17 protein-coding genes are annotated in these 13057 nt (G+C 71.2%); 12 read left to right on the plus strand and 5 right to left on the minus strand.

Features of this window, described 5'->3' with window-relative positions; translation table 11 throughout:
- The first annotated feature begins 19 nt into the window (after positions 1-19).
- The 3 genes from dapE (at position 20) to ACQEVJ_RS05380 (ending at position 2637) form a co-directional block, all read left to right on the plus strand.
- On the plus strand, positions 20-1075 hold the full coding sequence (gene dapE / locus ACQEVJ_RS05370; RefSeq protein WP_433097764.1) for a succinyl-diaminopimelate desuccinylase: 1056 nt from the start codon (positions 20-22) through the stop codon (positions 1073-1075).
- A 227-nt stretch (positions 1076-1302) separates the two neighbouring features.
- Positions 1303-2049: a TIGR00730 family Rossman fold protein gene (locus ACQEVJ_RS05375; RefSeq protein WP_433097766.1), complete on the plus strand. Its 747-nt coding sequence runs from the start codon at positions 1303-1305 to the stop codon at positions 2047-2049.
- 9 nt (positions 2050-2058) lie between these two features.
- Complete coding sequence (locus ACQEVJ_RS05380; RefSeq protein ID WP_433097768.1) at positions 2059-2637, plus strand: TIGR00730 family Rossman fold protein; 579 nt, start codon at positions 2059-2061, stop codon at positions 2635-2637.
- An 8-nt stretch (positions 2638-2645) separates the two neighbouring features.
- On the opposite strand, the gene ACQEVJ_RS05385 is transcribed toward ACQEVJ_RS05380, so the two are convergent.
- Entirely contained in the window at positions 2646-2918 is a 273-nt protein-coding gene (locus tag ACQEVJ_RS05385) for a hypothetical protein (protein WP_433097770.1), read from the minus strand.
- Positions 2919-2961: 43 nt separating this feature from the next.
- Here ACQEVJ_RS05385 and ACQEVJ_RS05390 point away from each other — a divergent pair, with 43 nt between their 5' ends.
- Complete coding sequence (locus tag ACQEVJ_RS05390; RefSeq protein WP_433097772.1) at positions 2962-3408, plus strand: hypothetical protein; 447 nt, start codon at positions 2962-2964, stop codon at positions 3406-3408.
- On the plus strand, positions 3402-3983 hold the full coding sequence (locus ACQEVJ_RS05395) for a DNA-3-methyladenine glycosylase I (RefSeq protein WP_433097774.1): 582 nt from the start codon (positions 3402-3404) through the stop codon (positions 3981-3983). Before ACQEVJ_RS05390 ends, ACQEVJ_RS05395 begins: the two co-directional genes overlap by 7 nt.
- Before the next feature lie 86 nt (positions 3984-4069).
- Here ACQEVJ_RS05395 and ACQEVJ_RS05400 read toward each other — a convergent pair whose 3' ends face one another.
- Positions 4070-4849, minus strand: a complete 780-nt coding sequence (locus tag ACQEVJ_RS05400; RefSeq protein WP_433097776.1) for an enoyl-CoA hydratase-related protein — start codon at positions 4847-4849, stop codon at positions 4070-4072.
- Between the two features lie 37 nt (positions 4850-4886).
- Positions 4887-5711, minus strand: a complete 825-nt coding sequence (locus ACQEVJ_RS05405) for a PaaX family transcriptional regulator (RefSeq protein WP_433097778.1) — start codon at positions 5709-5711, stop codon at positions 4887-4889.
- Positions 5712-5837: 126 nt separating this feature from the next.
- On the opposite strand from ACQEVJ_RS05405, the gene ACQEVJ_RS05410 reads away from it, so the two are divergent.
- The 3 genes from ACQEVJ_RS05410 (at position 5838) to ACQEVJ_RS05420 (ending at position 8003) form a co-directional block, all read left to right on the plus strand.
- Positions 5838-6005, plus strand: coding sequence for a DUF3117 domain-containing protein (locus ACQEVJ_RS05410; protein WP_076433904.1), 168 nt, complete (start codon positions 5838-5840; stop codon positions 6003-6005).
- A gap of 77 nt (positions 6006-6082) precedes the next feature.
- Entirely contained in the window at positions 6083-7531 is a 1449-nt protein-coding gene (locus tag ACQEVJ_RS05415) for a leucyl aminopeptidase (RefSeq protein ID WP_433097780.1), read from the plus strand.
- A 73-nt stretch (positions 7532-7604) separates the two neighbouring features.
- A complete protein-coding gene (locus ACQEVJ_RS05420; protein ID WP_433097782.1) occupies positions 7605-8003 on the plus strand; it encodes a hypothetical protein in 399 nt (132 codons plus the stop codon).
- Positions 8004-8040: 37 nt separating this feature from the next.
- Here the strand turns inward: ACQEVJ_RS05420 and ACQEVJ_RS05425 are convergent, their stop codons facing one another.
- Positions 8041-8670, minus strand: a complete 630-nt coding sequence (locus ACQEVJ_RS05425) for an O-methyltransferase (RefSeq protein WP_433097784.1) — start codon at positions 8668-8670, stop codon at positions 8041-8043.
- 185 nt (positions 8671-8855) lie between these two features.
- On the opposite strand from ACQEVJ_RS05425, the gene sigE reads away from it, so the two are divergent.
- The 4 genes from sigE to ACQEVJ_RS05445 all read left to right on the plus strand — a co-directional run bounded on the left by sigE (position 8856) and on the right by ACQEVJ_RS05445 (position 11901).
- A complete protein-coding gene (gene sigE, locus ACQEVJ_RS05430; protein WP_079319394.1) occupies positions 8856-9464 on the plus strand; it encodes an RNA polymerase sigma factor SigE in 609 nt (202 codons plus the stop codon).
- Positions 9461-10024, plus strand: coding sequence for an anti-sigma factor family protein (locus tag ACQEVJ_RS05435; RefSeq protein WP_433097786.1), 564 nt, complete (start codon positions 9461-9463; stop codon positions 10022-10024). Before sigE ends, ACQEVJ_RS05435 begins: the two co-directional genes overlap by 4 nt.
- 106 nt (positions 10025-10130) lie before the next feature.
- Entirely contained in the window at positions 10131-11420 is a 1290-nt protein-coding gene (locus tag ACQEVJ_RS05440) for a S1C family serine protease (RefSeq protein ID WP_433097788.1), read from the plus strand.
- Positions 11421-11553: 133 nt separating this feature from the next.
- Positions 11554-11901, plus strand: a complete 348-nt coding sequence (locus ACQEVJ_RS05445; RefSeq protein ID WP_433097790.1) for a sec-independent translocase — start codon at positions 11554-11556, stop codon at positions 11899-11901.
- Positions 11902-11914: 13 nt separating this feature from the next.
- On the opposite strand, the gene ACQEVJ_RS05450 is transcribed toward ACQEVJ_RS05445, so the two are convergent.
- Positions 11915-13054, minus strand: a complete 1140-nt coding sequence (locus tag ACQEVJ_RS05450; protein ID WP_433097792.1) for an Mrp/NBP35 family ATP-binding protein — start codon at positions 13052-13054, stop codon at positions 11915-11917.
- Positions 13055-13057: the final 3 nt, after the last annotated feature.

Below are 13057 nucleotides of genomic sequence, written 5' to 3' on the forward strand. Positions count from 1 at the left end.
TGAACTAAGGTCGGATGGCATGCGGCTTGACCTTGCCCAGGACGTGGGCGCGCTGACGGCGCAACTGGTGGACATCGAATCGGTGAGCGGTGCCGAGAAGGCGCTGGCCGACGCCGTCGAGGAGGCGCTCGCTCCGCTGCCGCACCTGACGGTGCTGCGGGACGGCGACGCGGTGGTGGCGCGGACCGACCTCGGCCGGGCCGAGCGCGTGGTGATCGCCGGGCACATCGACACGGTCCCGGTGGCGGACAACCTGCCCAGCAGGGTCGAGGACGGCGTGCTGTACGGCTGCGGGACGTCCGACATGAAGAGCGGCGTGGCCGTCCAGCTCAAGCTCTGCCTGCTGGCCGAGCCTAACCGCGACCTGACCTTCGTCTTCTACGACTGCGAGGAGATCGAGGCCGAGCGGAGCGGCCTGCTGCGGCTCACCCGTACCCATCCCGAATGGATCAGGGGCGACTTCGCGGTCGTGATGGAGCCGACCGACGGGCTGATCGAGGGCGGCTGCCAGGGCACGCTGCGCGCCGAGATCACGGTGAAGGGCGTGCGCGCGCACAGCGCCCGGTCGTGGGAGGGCGTCAACGCCGTCCACGGCATCGCGCCGGTCCTGGAGATCCTCTCCCGATACGAGGCGCGGTGCCCGGTGGTCGACGGCCTCCAGTTCCGCGAGGGGCTCAATGCGGTGGGCGTACGCGGCGGGGTGGCCGGGAATGTGATCCCGGACGAGTGCGTGGTGACCGTGAACTACCGCTTCGCCCCCGACCGCACGCTGGAGGAGGCGTTCGCCCACGTCCAGGAGGTCTTCGACGGCTTCGACGTGCGGCTCACCGACGGAGCGCCGGGCGCGCGGCCAGGGCTGACCAACCCCGTCGCCGCGGCGTTCGCCGCCGCCATCGGCGGCACGCCCCGGGCCAAGCTCGGCTGGACCGACGTCGCGCGGTTCTCGGCCCTCGGGATGCCCGCCGTCAACTGCGGCCCGGGCAACCCGAACATCGCCCACCAGGCGGGGGAGAACGTGAGTCTGGCCAAGATCGTCGAGAGCGAGCGCAGGATGACTGCCTGGCTCAGCGCGTGAACCGGCCGTAGATAGAAGAAAGTGGCTTTCCTCACCGGCCATTTGGCGGGGAAAGCCACTTTCGTCCCGAGCAGCACCCTCGTTTCTTAGACGGGGCCTCGGCGACGACCGGTTCCATCCTTCCGAGGATCTTTTTCAAGATTCTTTCGGCGCGTTTGCAACGCGGGGCGCCAGGGCAGTGTGTGCGCCTTGCACCATTCCCGACCCGGACCGTTAGCGTGACCGTCATGAACCACACCCGACCCGAACGCCGGCAGGGTCCGTCGCTGGTCCGCGGCGGCCTCGTCCCCGAATCCACTCACGACCAGCGCCTGCTCGACCGCCGTGGCCCCACCGGCTGGCTGCACGAGGATCCCTGGCGGGTCCTGCGCATCCAGTCGGAGTTCGTCGAGGGCTTCGGCGCCCTCGCCGATCTCCCACCGGCGGTGACCGTCTTCGGCTCGGCCCGCACCGGTCCCGACAGCCCCGAGTACGAACTCGGGGTGAAGGTCGGCGCGGCGCTCGCCAAGGCGGGCTACGCGGTGATCACCGGCGGCGGCCCCGGAGTGATGGAGGCGGCCAACAAGGGCGCACTCGAAGCCGGCGGCGTCTCGGTCGGCCTCGGCATCGAGCTGCCGCACGAGCAGCGCCTCAACGACTACGTGGACCTCGGCATCGAGTTCCGCTACTTCTTCGTGCGCAAGACGATGTTCGTGAAGTACGCCAGCGGCTTCGTGGCCCTGCCCGGCGGGTTCGGGACGCTCGACGAGCTGTTCGAGGCGCTGACCCTGGTGCAGACGCGGAAGGTCACCTCGTTCCCGGTGATCATGATGGGCGTCGCGTTCTGGTCGCCGCTGATCGACTGGATCCGCGACACGCTGCTGGCCACGCGCAAGGTCTCGCCCCAGGACCTGGAGCTGGTCTCGGTCACCGACGACCCCGACGAGGCCGTGCGCATCATCATGGAGGCCGACCGGCGCACCGCCACTCAGTAAAGTTGCGGTGTGTTCGTCTGCGTGTACTGCTCGTCCAGCCAGAAGATCGACCGCAAGTACGTCGACCTCGCCCGGGAGGTGGGCACCGAGCTGGCCCGCCGCGGCCACGGCCTCGTGAGCGGAGGCGCCATCGTCTCCTGCATGGGCGAGGTCGCCCGAGCCGTCCGCGACGGCGGCGGCCACACGGTCGGGGTGATCCCCCAGGTCCTCGTCGACGTCGAGATCGCCGACACCGACTCCGACGAGCTGATCGTCACCGCCGACATGCGCGAGCGCAAGGGGATCATGGACGCCAGGTCCGACGCGTTCCTCGTGCTCCCCGGCGGCATCGGCACCCTGGAGGAGCTGTTCGAGATCTGGACCTCCCGGGTGCTCGGCATGCACGAGCGGCCGCTGGTCGTCCTCGACCCGTGGGGCCTGTACGGGCCGCTGCGCGACCTGGTCGACGGCATGTACGAGCAGGGCTTCACGCGGCCGAACGTCTTCGACGCGATCTCGTGGGCGACCACGGTGGACGAGGCGCTCGACATGCTGGAGCAGCCCACCCTCCACCTCAGCCCCACGGGCGAGGAGCTGGGCGAGAGCTAGGGGAGTCGCTAGGCCAGGCCGCGGCGGGTCAGGACGGGGGACCGGCGGCCCAGCAGGGCCTCGGTCATGTCGAGAGCCTGCCGTACATCGTGGGACGTCCGGAACACGCTCGCGCCCGCCCAGGCGTAGGCGGCGGCGGCCGCGATCGCCTCGGTCTCGTCTTCGGGGAGCGTCACCACGACGGTGTGTCCCGCCCCGGCCAGCGCGGACACCTCCGGCAGCGAGGCGGCCTCGGCCCAGCCGGGCTCGATCTCGTCGTCGGGCCCGATCACGCGCGTCATGCTTCCATGCTCGCACGCAAAAGAGTTGTGGCACGATTCGTATGTGCTGGTCGTACTCGTCATCGCCGGACTCGCCGTGATCGCCTGTGTGGTCATGGTCTCGCTGGGACACGGCGGCGAGATGGCGGACTTCCCCCCTGACGTTCCGCCGCTGGAACTGCCCGCGGCCGGTCAGATGACTCCCGCCGACCTGATCGCGCTCCATCTTCCGATCGGTCTCGTGGGCTACAGCACCCAGGCGGTGGACGAGACGCTGCACCGCGTCTCGGTCGCGCTCGGGGAGCGTGACACCCGCATCGCGGTGCTGGAGCAGCGTGTGGCCGAGTTATCGTACGCCCGGCTGCAGGCACGCCAGGAGACGCGGCAGCCTGAAACGGAGCAGCCTGAAACGGAGCAGGCCGAGACGAAGCAGGCCGACGACGAGGTACCCTCGGCGACGGCCCGCGAGGGCTTGGACGGCGACCGCGCCGACGCGGAAGAGGCATGGTGATGGTGCACGACGGGCTGGTCCGCTGCGGATGGGCGGGCACGGCGCCCGACTACGTCGCCTACCACGACGAGGAGTGGGGCCGTCCGGTCCGCGGGGACGACCTCGTCTTCGAGCGGATCACCCTGGAGGCGTTCCAGTCCGGCCTGTCGTGGCTGACGATCCTGCGCAAGCGCGACAACTTCCGCAAGGCGTTCTCCGGGTTCTCGATCCCGGCGGTGGCGGCGTTCGACGAGGGCGACGTGGAGCGCCTGCTCGCCGACGCGGGCATCGTCCGCAACCGCGCCAAGATCGAGGCGGCCGTCGCCAACGCCCGCGCCGCCCTGGAGGTGCCGGACGGGCTGTCGGCGCTGGTGTGGAAGTACGCCGAGGAGCCCGGGAGGGTCCCGGCCACTCTCGCCGACGTCCCGGCCCGCACCGCCGGCTCCACGGCGCTGGCCAAGGAGCTCAAGAAGCAGGGTTTCCGCTTCGTCGGCCCCACCACGGCGTACGCCCTGATGCAGGCCATCGGCCTGGTCAACGACCACGTGGCCGACTGCCACGTCCGCCAGGCAGTCACCGCCCTCCGCCGTGCTTGATTGCTTCGAAGCGCCTACCGGCCTTCGCTGTGCTTGATGCTTCGAAGCGCCTATCGGCCTTCGCTGTGCTTGATGCTTCGAAGCGCCTATCGGCCTTCGAAGTGAGGCCTCTCCTTGTTGAGAAACGCCTTGGTCGCGGCCGCGTGGTCGGCGGTGGCCGCGCACTCGTCCTGAAGCTCCGCCTCCCGCTCCAGCGCCTCGGCGAGGGAGGACGACGCCGCGTGGTCCAGCGCCGCCTTCGTCGCGGCGTACGCCCGCGTGGGCCCCTGCGCGAGCCGTACGGCGAGGTCGCGGGCGGCGGACGCCAACTGGTCGGCCGGGACCACCTCGCCGACCAGGCCGAGCTCCAGGGCCCTGGCGGCGTTCACGACGTCGCCGAGCAGCAGCATCTCCCGGGCGCGCGCGGGACCGACGAGCCGCTGGAGGGTCCAGGACGCGCCGGAGTCGGGCGCGAGCCCGATCCCGGTGAACGCCATCGAGAACTTCGCGTTATCGGCCGCCACCCGGAAGTCGCACGCGAACGCCAGCGAGGCCCCCGCCCCGGCGGCCACCCCGTTGACGGCGGCTACGACGGGCTTGCCCATCGTGGCGATGGCCAGCACGACCGGGTTGTAGTGCTCGCGCACGGTGTTCGCCAGGCCGAGGCCCCGGTCGAGGTTGTCGGCGTGCTCGCGCAGGTCCTGCCCGGCACAGAAGGCCCGGCCCGCGCCGGTCAGGAGCACGGCCCGCACCGACGCGTCGTCGGCGGCGCGCCGCACGGCCGTGAGCAGGGCGGTCTTCATCGCGACGGTCAGCGAGTTCATCGCGTCGGGGCGGTTCAGCGTGATCGTGGCGACGGCTTCGTCGACGTCATACGTCACGGTCATCTCAGGCGGCTCCATTCAGGTCGTCGTCAGGTCGTCATCAGGTCGTGGTCAGATTGCGCTCGACGAACGCGGCGGCGGCGGGCAGCAGCCGGGCGGCCTCCTGCTCGAAGAATGTGCGGGCCTTCTCGCCCGGCCAGCCCGGCGGCAGCAGGTCGGCGGGCAGCCCGGGGTCGCGGAACAGGAAGTTGCGCCAGCCGTGCACCAGTCTGCTGCGGACCGCGAAGACCCGGTCGTCCGGGGCGTCCTCCGGCAGCGAGCCCACCAGGTCCGCCGCGCTGGCCAGCCAATCCTCGTACGCGCTGCCGATGGCGTCCAGGTCCCACGCGCGCGCGAGCAGGTCCCGCGGGTCGCCCTCGTACGCGGCGTCGAACCGGTGGCCGGGGACCCGCAGCGCGTCGAGCTCCGGCGAGGGCCGCGGGCCGATCCAGGTCGTCTCCGACAGCGGGGCGTACCCGAGGAAGGCGAGGTCGGCGCGCAGCCGCTCGCGCCGCGCCCGGTCCCTGACCGGTTCGAGCACCAGGACGTGCCAGCGGCCGGCCCACGGTGTGTCGCCCCGCCGGTAGACGCGGGCCGCCGTCTCGTCGAGCCTGCGTTCGCACTTCGGCGTGACCTCGTACCCCGGCCCCTGCGGCAGCCGTACGGGGTCGAGCCAGCCCTGCCTGACCATGCGGGATATCGCGGTTCGGACGGCCGGCGCCGCGATGTCGAGCGGCGCGAGCAGCCTCACGAGCGCGGCCACGGAGGCACGGCCGCCACGGGTGCGAAGGTGGTCCCCATAGAGATCGAAAAGCGCGGCTCGGGCGTTCACCCCACCCAGTGTGGGGTCACGTCCGGTCCGCCCACAACGAGTGTCCCGTCCCATTGATCCACTGACCGGATCCGGGCCGTTACCTTTTTGAGCTCGGAGGCGGGATAATAGAACATCACAGAAACGTGAATACGCCGGTTACCCTCCGGGGCGGCCGACAACGCGGGAAGGGATACACGCATGGCGGCGATGAAGCCGCGGACCGGTGACGGTCCGCTGGAGGTCACCAAGGAAGGACGGGGCATCGTCATGCGGGTCCCTCTCGAAGGTGGCGGCCGACTCGTCGTGGAGCTGTCCGCGGACGAGGCCAGCGCCCTCGGTGACGCGCTGAAGAAGGTGGTCGGCTGATCCGTCAGCCGACCTGTTCGATTAACGGCCCTGGCGGCGGATGATCCCGCGCCGGGGCCGCCCTGTTGGAGGTGGACGTGCCCATCGAGACCACGCCGGTCTTCGCCGGTTCTCACGGTGCCGGGCCGGCGCCGGACGCCGACCTGGTGGCCGTGCCTTTCGGCCCCGGACCGGCCCCTGCCGCGGCGCCCTGGCTGGAGTCTCCCGTGCCGGTGGACGCGCTGCTGGCGCACTATGAGGCCAAGGGAGAGCCCGGCGAGGTCGTGGAGGTCCCCACCGTCCGGGAGGGCGGCGTGCGGCGCGTCCTGCTGTACGGCACCGGCGACGGGTCGGCCGCCGCGCTGCGCAAGGCCGGGGCGGCCGTCGCGAGGCGGGCGAAGGGCCGGGCGTCGCTGTCGGTCGTCGTCCCGTCCGAGGGGAAGGCGGCCGCCCTGGTCGAGGGCGCGCTGCTCGCGGCGTACACGTTCACCATCGGCAACGGCCGCACGAAGCCGGTCGGGGAGATCGTCTTCATCGGCGGGGACGAGCAGGACCTGAAGCGCGGCGAGGCGGTCGCCCGGGCCACCGCGCTCGCCCGCGACCTCGTCAACACCCCGTCCTCGGTGAAGACGCCCGCCTGGCTCGCCGAGCAGGCCAAGGGCGTCGCCGCCGAGTCCGGGCTCGACGTACGCGTGTGGGAGGAGCCCGAGCTCGGCGAGTTCGGCGGCATCCGGGCGGTCGGCCAGGGGTCGATCAGCCCGCCGTGCCTGGTCCAGCTCTCCTACACGCCGGAGAACCCGCGCGCCCACGTGGTGCTCGCCGGCAAGGGCATCACGTTCGACACCGGCGGCCTGTCCCTGAAGCCCACCGAGGGCATGAAGGCGATGAAGACGGACATGGCGGGCGGGGCCGCCGTCATCGCCGCGATGAGCGCGCTGGCGGCCTTCGAGGCGCCGGTGCGGGTCACCGGCCTCGTGGCGTGCGCGGAGAACTCCATCTCCGGCTCGGCGCAGCGGCCCGGAGACGTCATCACCCAGTACGGCGGGCGCACGGTCGAGGTGCTGAACACCGACGCCGAGGGCCGTCTCGTGCTGGCCGACGCGCTGGCGTACGCCGACGCCGAACTGGATCCGGACGTCCTGATCGACGTCGCGACGCTGACCGGGGCGGCCAAGGTCGCGCTCGGCGTGAACCTGGGCGCGCTCTACGCCACCGACGAGTCGCTGGCCGCTTCCCTGGCGGAGGCGGGAGAGGCCGGTGGGGAGCGGCTGTGGCGGATGCCGCTCGTCGAGGACTACCGCGCGATGCTCGACTCCGACGTCGCCGACCTGGCCAACGTCGACAGGACGTTGTCGGGCGCGGCGGGGTCGATCGCCGCCGCGCTGTTCCTGCGGGAGTTCACCGGCGGGCGGCCCTGGGCGCACCTGGACATCGCGGGGCCCGCGCGGGCCACCTCCGACGAGGGCGAGATCACCAAGGGCGGCACCGGCTTCGGCGTCCGCCTGCTCCTCCGCTACCTCACCACCGCTTCTGCGAACGGCCTCTGACCGCCGCTTCGAACTTTCCGGCGACTTCCGGTCTCCAAACCACTGGAAGCCGCGCAAACGGAAAGGAACAGCGATGAAGAAGCTGCTGCTCGCCACGGCCGTCGCCGGTCTGGCACTCGCCACCGCCACCGTCGGCACCGCCGCCTCCGCTTCGGCCTCGCCGCTCGCCACGGCGCGGATCAGCGACGGCCATGGCAACGCGCTGGCGGAGGCCACGCTGACCGACCGCAACACGATCGTCATCTGCGACCGCAGCACCGACCACCGCTACGCGATGGCCAAGATCCGCTACGGCGGTCACACCTACCGCTACATGAACTTCTACAAGGACGTGGACTGCGTCGAGCAGAAGACGAAGAAGATGAACAGCGGAAGGATCGAGTTCTGGGCCTGCGTGAGCAAGCCGTACAAGCTGCGCTTCGCCCGCTGCGGGGCGAAGCAGACCCTGGTGAGGGCGTACAAGATGACATGAGGCGGAGCGCTCCGGCGGAGCGCTCCTCGGGCGCAGGTCAGCCGAGCTTGACGGCGGCCAGCAGCCCGGAGCCGAGCGGCAGCATCAGCGGGCGCAGCCGCTCGTCGTTCCTCACGAGCTTGCCCAGTTCGCGGATCGCGACCGTGTCGGGGTCGCGCTGGGTGGGGTCGGCCACCTGGTCGTCGCAGAAGGCGTCGCCGAAGACGACGACCCCGCCCGTGCGCAGGAGCCGTACCGACTCGGTCAGGTAGTCGATGTACTCCTGCTTGGCCGCGTCGCAGAAGACCATGTCGTAGCCGCCGTCGGCGAGGCGGGGAAGGACGTCGAGCGCGCGGCCGCCGATGAGACGGATGCGGCTGCCGGAGAACCCCGCCTCCGCGAACGTCTGGCGCGCCATGCGCTGGTGCTCGGGCTCCACGTCCACGCTCGTGAGCGTGCCGTCCGGGCGCATGCCGCGCAGCAGCCACAGGCCGGAGACCCCGCACCCGGTGCCGACCTCCACCACCGAGCGCGCGTTCACCACGGTGGCGAGGAAGCAGAGCGCCGCTCCGCACCCGGGCAGGATCGGGCGCGCCCCGACCTCGATGCCACGCCGGCGCGCGGTCCGCAGGATGTCGTCCTCCGGGACGAACTCCTCCGCGTACTCCAGGCTGGCCGGTGTCGCCATCGGCCTCTCCCTCCCCTGCTTCATCTTGGACGCAGCCTAGGGGAGTCGGACCGGAACGGGAACTCACGCCACAACGGGGACGTTGCACGCTTTGAACGGTCTTTGTTCGAGACCGCTCAGCCCGCGGTGCGCAGGAAGGGGCGAAACCAGGCACTATGGCTGTAGCGACGATCCTGCAGAGAGGAATGCCGGTGGACGAGCACGACCACCAGGCGGAGACTTCGGTGTCCGACTGGACGCCTCCCACCTGGGAGGAGGTCGTCCGAACTCATTCCGCTCGGGTCTACCGGCTGGCCTACAGGCTGACGGGCAACGTCCACGACGCCGAGGACCTCACTCAGGAGGTCTTCGTCCGGGTCTTCCGGTCCCTGTCGAGCTACACCCCGGGCACGTTCGAGGGGTGGCTGCACCGGATCACGACGAACCTCTTCCTCGACATGGCGCGGCGCAGGCAGCGCATCCGCTTCGAGGGGCTGGCGGACGACGCCGCCGAGCGGCTGCACGGCCGCGAGCCGTCCCCGGCGCAGGCGTACGACGACGCGCACCTGGAGCCCGACATCCAGGCCGCGCTCGACGCCCTGGCGCCGGAGTTCCGGGCGGCCGTGGTGCTGTGCGACATCGAGGGACTGTCCTACGAGGAGATCGCCGCGACGCTCGGCGTGAAACTCGGCACGGTGCGCAGCCGCATCCATCGCGGCCGCGCCCAACTGCGGGAGGCGCTCGACCACCGGGCGCCCTCCGCGAACCGGAACGGCGATCAAACCCCCCCTTCAATCAGCAGGGAGGGACTGTGAGTCATCTTGGCGAGCGCGTCTCCGCGCTCATCGACGGCGAACTCAGTCACAACGAGCGAGAACGCGCGCTCGCGCACCTGACCTTCTGCGCGGACTGCCGCGCGGAGGTCGACGCGATGCGGGCGCTGAAGACCCGTCTGCGGTCCATGGATCCGCCCGCCATGCCGGCGGACCTCACCATGTCGCTGCTGCGCATGGCGGAGCCGGGAGGGCCGTTGCCGCCGCGGATGCGGCCCTTTCCCGACCACCCGGCCTTCGGCGCCGGGCGGCTACCCGGCATGCACGCCGCCGGGCCTATGGACAACCGGCCCCGGGGCCGGGACGAGGGACGATCCAGGCCGGGACGGCCCGGAAGGGCCAGACGCGCGGGATACGTCGCCGTGGGAATGGCCGGCGCCGCCGTCGCCCTCGGCACCATGCTCATGGCCGGAGGATCCACGGCCACCCCGAACCCGACGCCCGGCCAGATGTTCGTACAGCATCCCGCCCAGAACAGGGCACCCGTGGTGAGCGTGTCGCCCACCCCGTCACCCAGCGTCACCAGGGGGCTTTCGCGCTGATCCGAGGAATCGGCATACGATCGGACACCGTAGCCGTCGTGTGCCGCTTTCCTCGTTACCGCGGCTGCCCAGCGGATGACGCCGTGCGCGAGGAGTGACTGCCGCGATGACCGACAACACGCGTTCGTTCGGCGCGTCGGACCGGCCCGAGTTCCTTCCCGCGGGCGAGGAGCCGGAGCAGTCTCCTGGTGGCCCTCCGCCTTCCACCGGCGCGTACGGCATGGGCCCAGGATGGGCTCCGCCGCCGCTGTATCCCGTCGCGCCGCAGCGGGAGCCGCGCGGCCCCAACATCGCGCTGTACGCCGCCCTGGCCGTGGTCATCGCGCTCGTGGCGGGCGGCGTGGCGAGCTGGGGCACGTTCCTGCTGACGCGTCCGTCCTCCGGCATCGACCCCGGCTACGCGCTGAGCACGCCGTCGAAGCAGCCCACGGCCCGGCCGCCGCAGTCGGTGGCCGGGGTGGCCGCCAAGGTCCTGCCCAGCGTGGTCTCGCTGGAGGTCAAGGGCAACAGCGAGTCCGGCACCGGGTCGGGCTTCGTCATCAAGGGCGGCTACATCGTCACGAACAACCACGTCGTGGCCGTCGCCGGACAGGCCGGGGAGATCCGCATCCGCTACAACGACCGCACCTCCTCGGGGGCGCGCGTCGTCGGCCGCGACCCCAACTCCGACATCGCGGTCGTGAAGCCGGACGGGGCCGTCAGGGCGCCGGAGCTGCCCCTCGGCAACTCCGACGGCGTGGTCGTCGGCGACCCGGTCATCGCGGTCGGCTCGCCCCTCGGCCTGACCGGCACGGTCACCACCGGCATCGTCAGCTCGCTCAACCGGCCCGTCGAGGCGGGCGGCAGCACCGGGTCCGACTACGCGCTCATCAACGCTATCCAGACGGACGCCGCCATCAACCCCGGCAACTCGGGCGGCCCCCTGGTCAACGCGGCGGGCGAGGTGATCGGGGTGAACTCGGCGATCGCCACCGTCGGCGGCTCCCTGCTGGGCCAGCAGTCCGGCAGCATCGGCCTCGGCTTCGCGATCCCGGTGAACCAGGTGCGCCGGATCGCCCAGGAGCTCATCACCACCGGAACGGCCCGCACCTCCAGGATCGGCATCACGATCGACCAGAGCTACCAGGGCCAGGGGGTGCGGATCTCCACCCAGACCGAGGGCGGCGCCGTGCCGGTCACGCCGGGAGGTCCGGCCGCCAAGGCGGGCCTGCACCCGGGGGACGTCATCCTGGAGGTCGACGGCCAGCCCGTGAGCGACAGCCGGGAGCTGATCGTCACCATCCGCAGCAAGGCCCCCGGCGACCAGGTGCGGATCAGGTTCCGGCACGACGGCGAGGTGCGGACGGCGACGGTCACGGTCGGCGCGGCCCCCGCCCCCAGCGCGCGCCCCTCATGAAGCCCGTCTCATGAAGCCCGTCTCATGAAGCCCGTCTTATGAAGCCCGTCTCATGAAGCAGGGCGTCCCCTGTCCACAGCTTGGGGCGCGGGCATTAGTCTGATTTCAGTCGCACATGCAGGAGGAGATCGCCATGTTCGGACTCGGCTGGGGAGAGGCCCTGGCACTGGTGGTGATCGCCCTACTCGTCTTCGGGCCGGAGAAACTGCCCCAGGCCGCCTCGCAGGCGGGCCGTACGCTGCGGCAGCTCCGGCAGATGGCCAACAACGCGAAGGCTGACCTGCAGGCCAACATGGGGCCCGAGTTCGCCAACTTCGACCCGGCCGACCTCAACCCCAAGAACTTCGTGCGCAAGCACCTGCTCGACGACCTCGAGAACGACTGGAACGGCGGCCCGGAGACGACGGCCGAGCCGGTCGGCGCCCCCACGCCGGAACTGGGCGTGGGGGAGATCCCGCCGTACGACAACGAGGCGACCTGATCCGGCCGCCGGTCTAGTGCTTGACCGGCGAGATGTCGAGCTTCAGGCCCTTGAGGCTGGTCGACTTCTTGCCGAGGCCGGACGCGATCCGGCGCAGCTCCGCCGCCGCCGGGGCGTCGGGGTCGGTCAGCACGAGCGGCTTGCCCTCGTCGCCGCCCTCACGCAGCCGCATGTCGATCGGCACCTGGCCGAGCAGCGGCACGCGCGCGCCCAGCGTGCGGGTCAGCGCGTCGGCCACGGACTGGCCGCCGCCCTCGCCGAACACCGAGATGCGCTCGTCGCAGTGCGGGCAGGGCAGCCACGCCATGTTCTCGATGACGCCAGCGATCTGCTGGTGGGTCTGGGCGGCGATCGACCCGGCGCGCTCGGCCACCTCGGCCGCGGCCTGCTGCGGGGTCGTCACGACCAGGATCTCGGCCGTGGGCAGACGCTGGGCGACCGAGATCGCGATGTCGCCGGTGCCCGGGGGCAGGTCCATCAGCAGGACGTCGAGGTCGCCCCAGTAGACGTCGGTCAGGAACTGGTACAGCGCGCGGTCGAGCATCGGGCCGCGCCAGACCACCGGCGTGTTGCCCTCGGGCTTGAACATGCCGACCGAGATGACCTTGATGTCATGCGCCACCGGCGGCATGATCATGTCCTCGACCTTGGTGGGCCGCTCGCTCACGCCGAGCATGCGCGGCACCGAGTGGCCGTAGATGTCGGCGTCCACGACGCCGACCTTCAGGCCCTGGGAGGCCATCGCCGCGGCGAGGTTCACCGTGACCGACGACTTGCCGACGCCGCCCTTGCCGCTCGCCACCGCGAACACCCGGGTCAGCGAGCCGGCCTTGGCGAAGGGGATCTCCTTCTCCGGCCCGCGGTCGCCGCGCAGCTTCGTCTGCAGTTCCTTGCGCTGCTCGGCGCTCATGACGTCCATGTCCACGTGGACGCGGGACACGCCGTCGATCCGGGACACGGCCCCGGTGATGTCGCGGGTGATGGTGTCCTTCAGGGGGCAGCCGGCGACGGTCAGGTACACGCCAACGCGCACCACCCCGTCGGGGGCGATGTCGACGTTCTTGACCATGCCGAGCTCGGTGATCGGCCGACGGATCTCCGGGTCGTTCACCGTCGCCAGCGCGGCCATGACCAGTTCAGGGGATGGTGCCATGAA

This window comes from Microbispora sp. CA-102843, from assembly GCF_050936215.1.
Taxonomy (GTDB): Bacteria; Actinomycetota; Actinomycetes; order Streptosporangiales; family Streptosporangiaceae; genus Microbispora.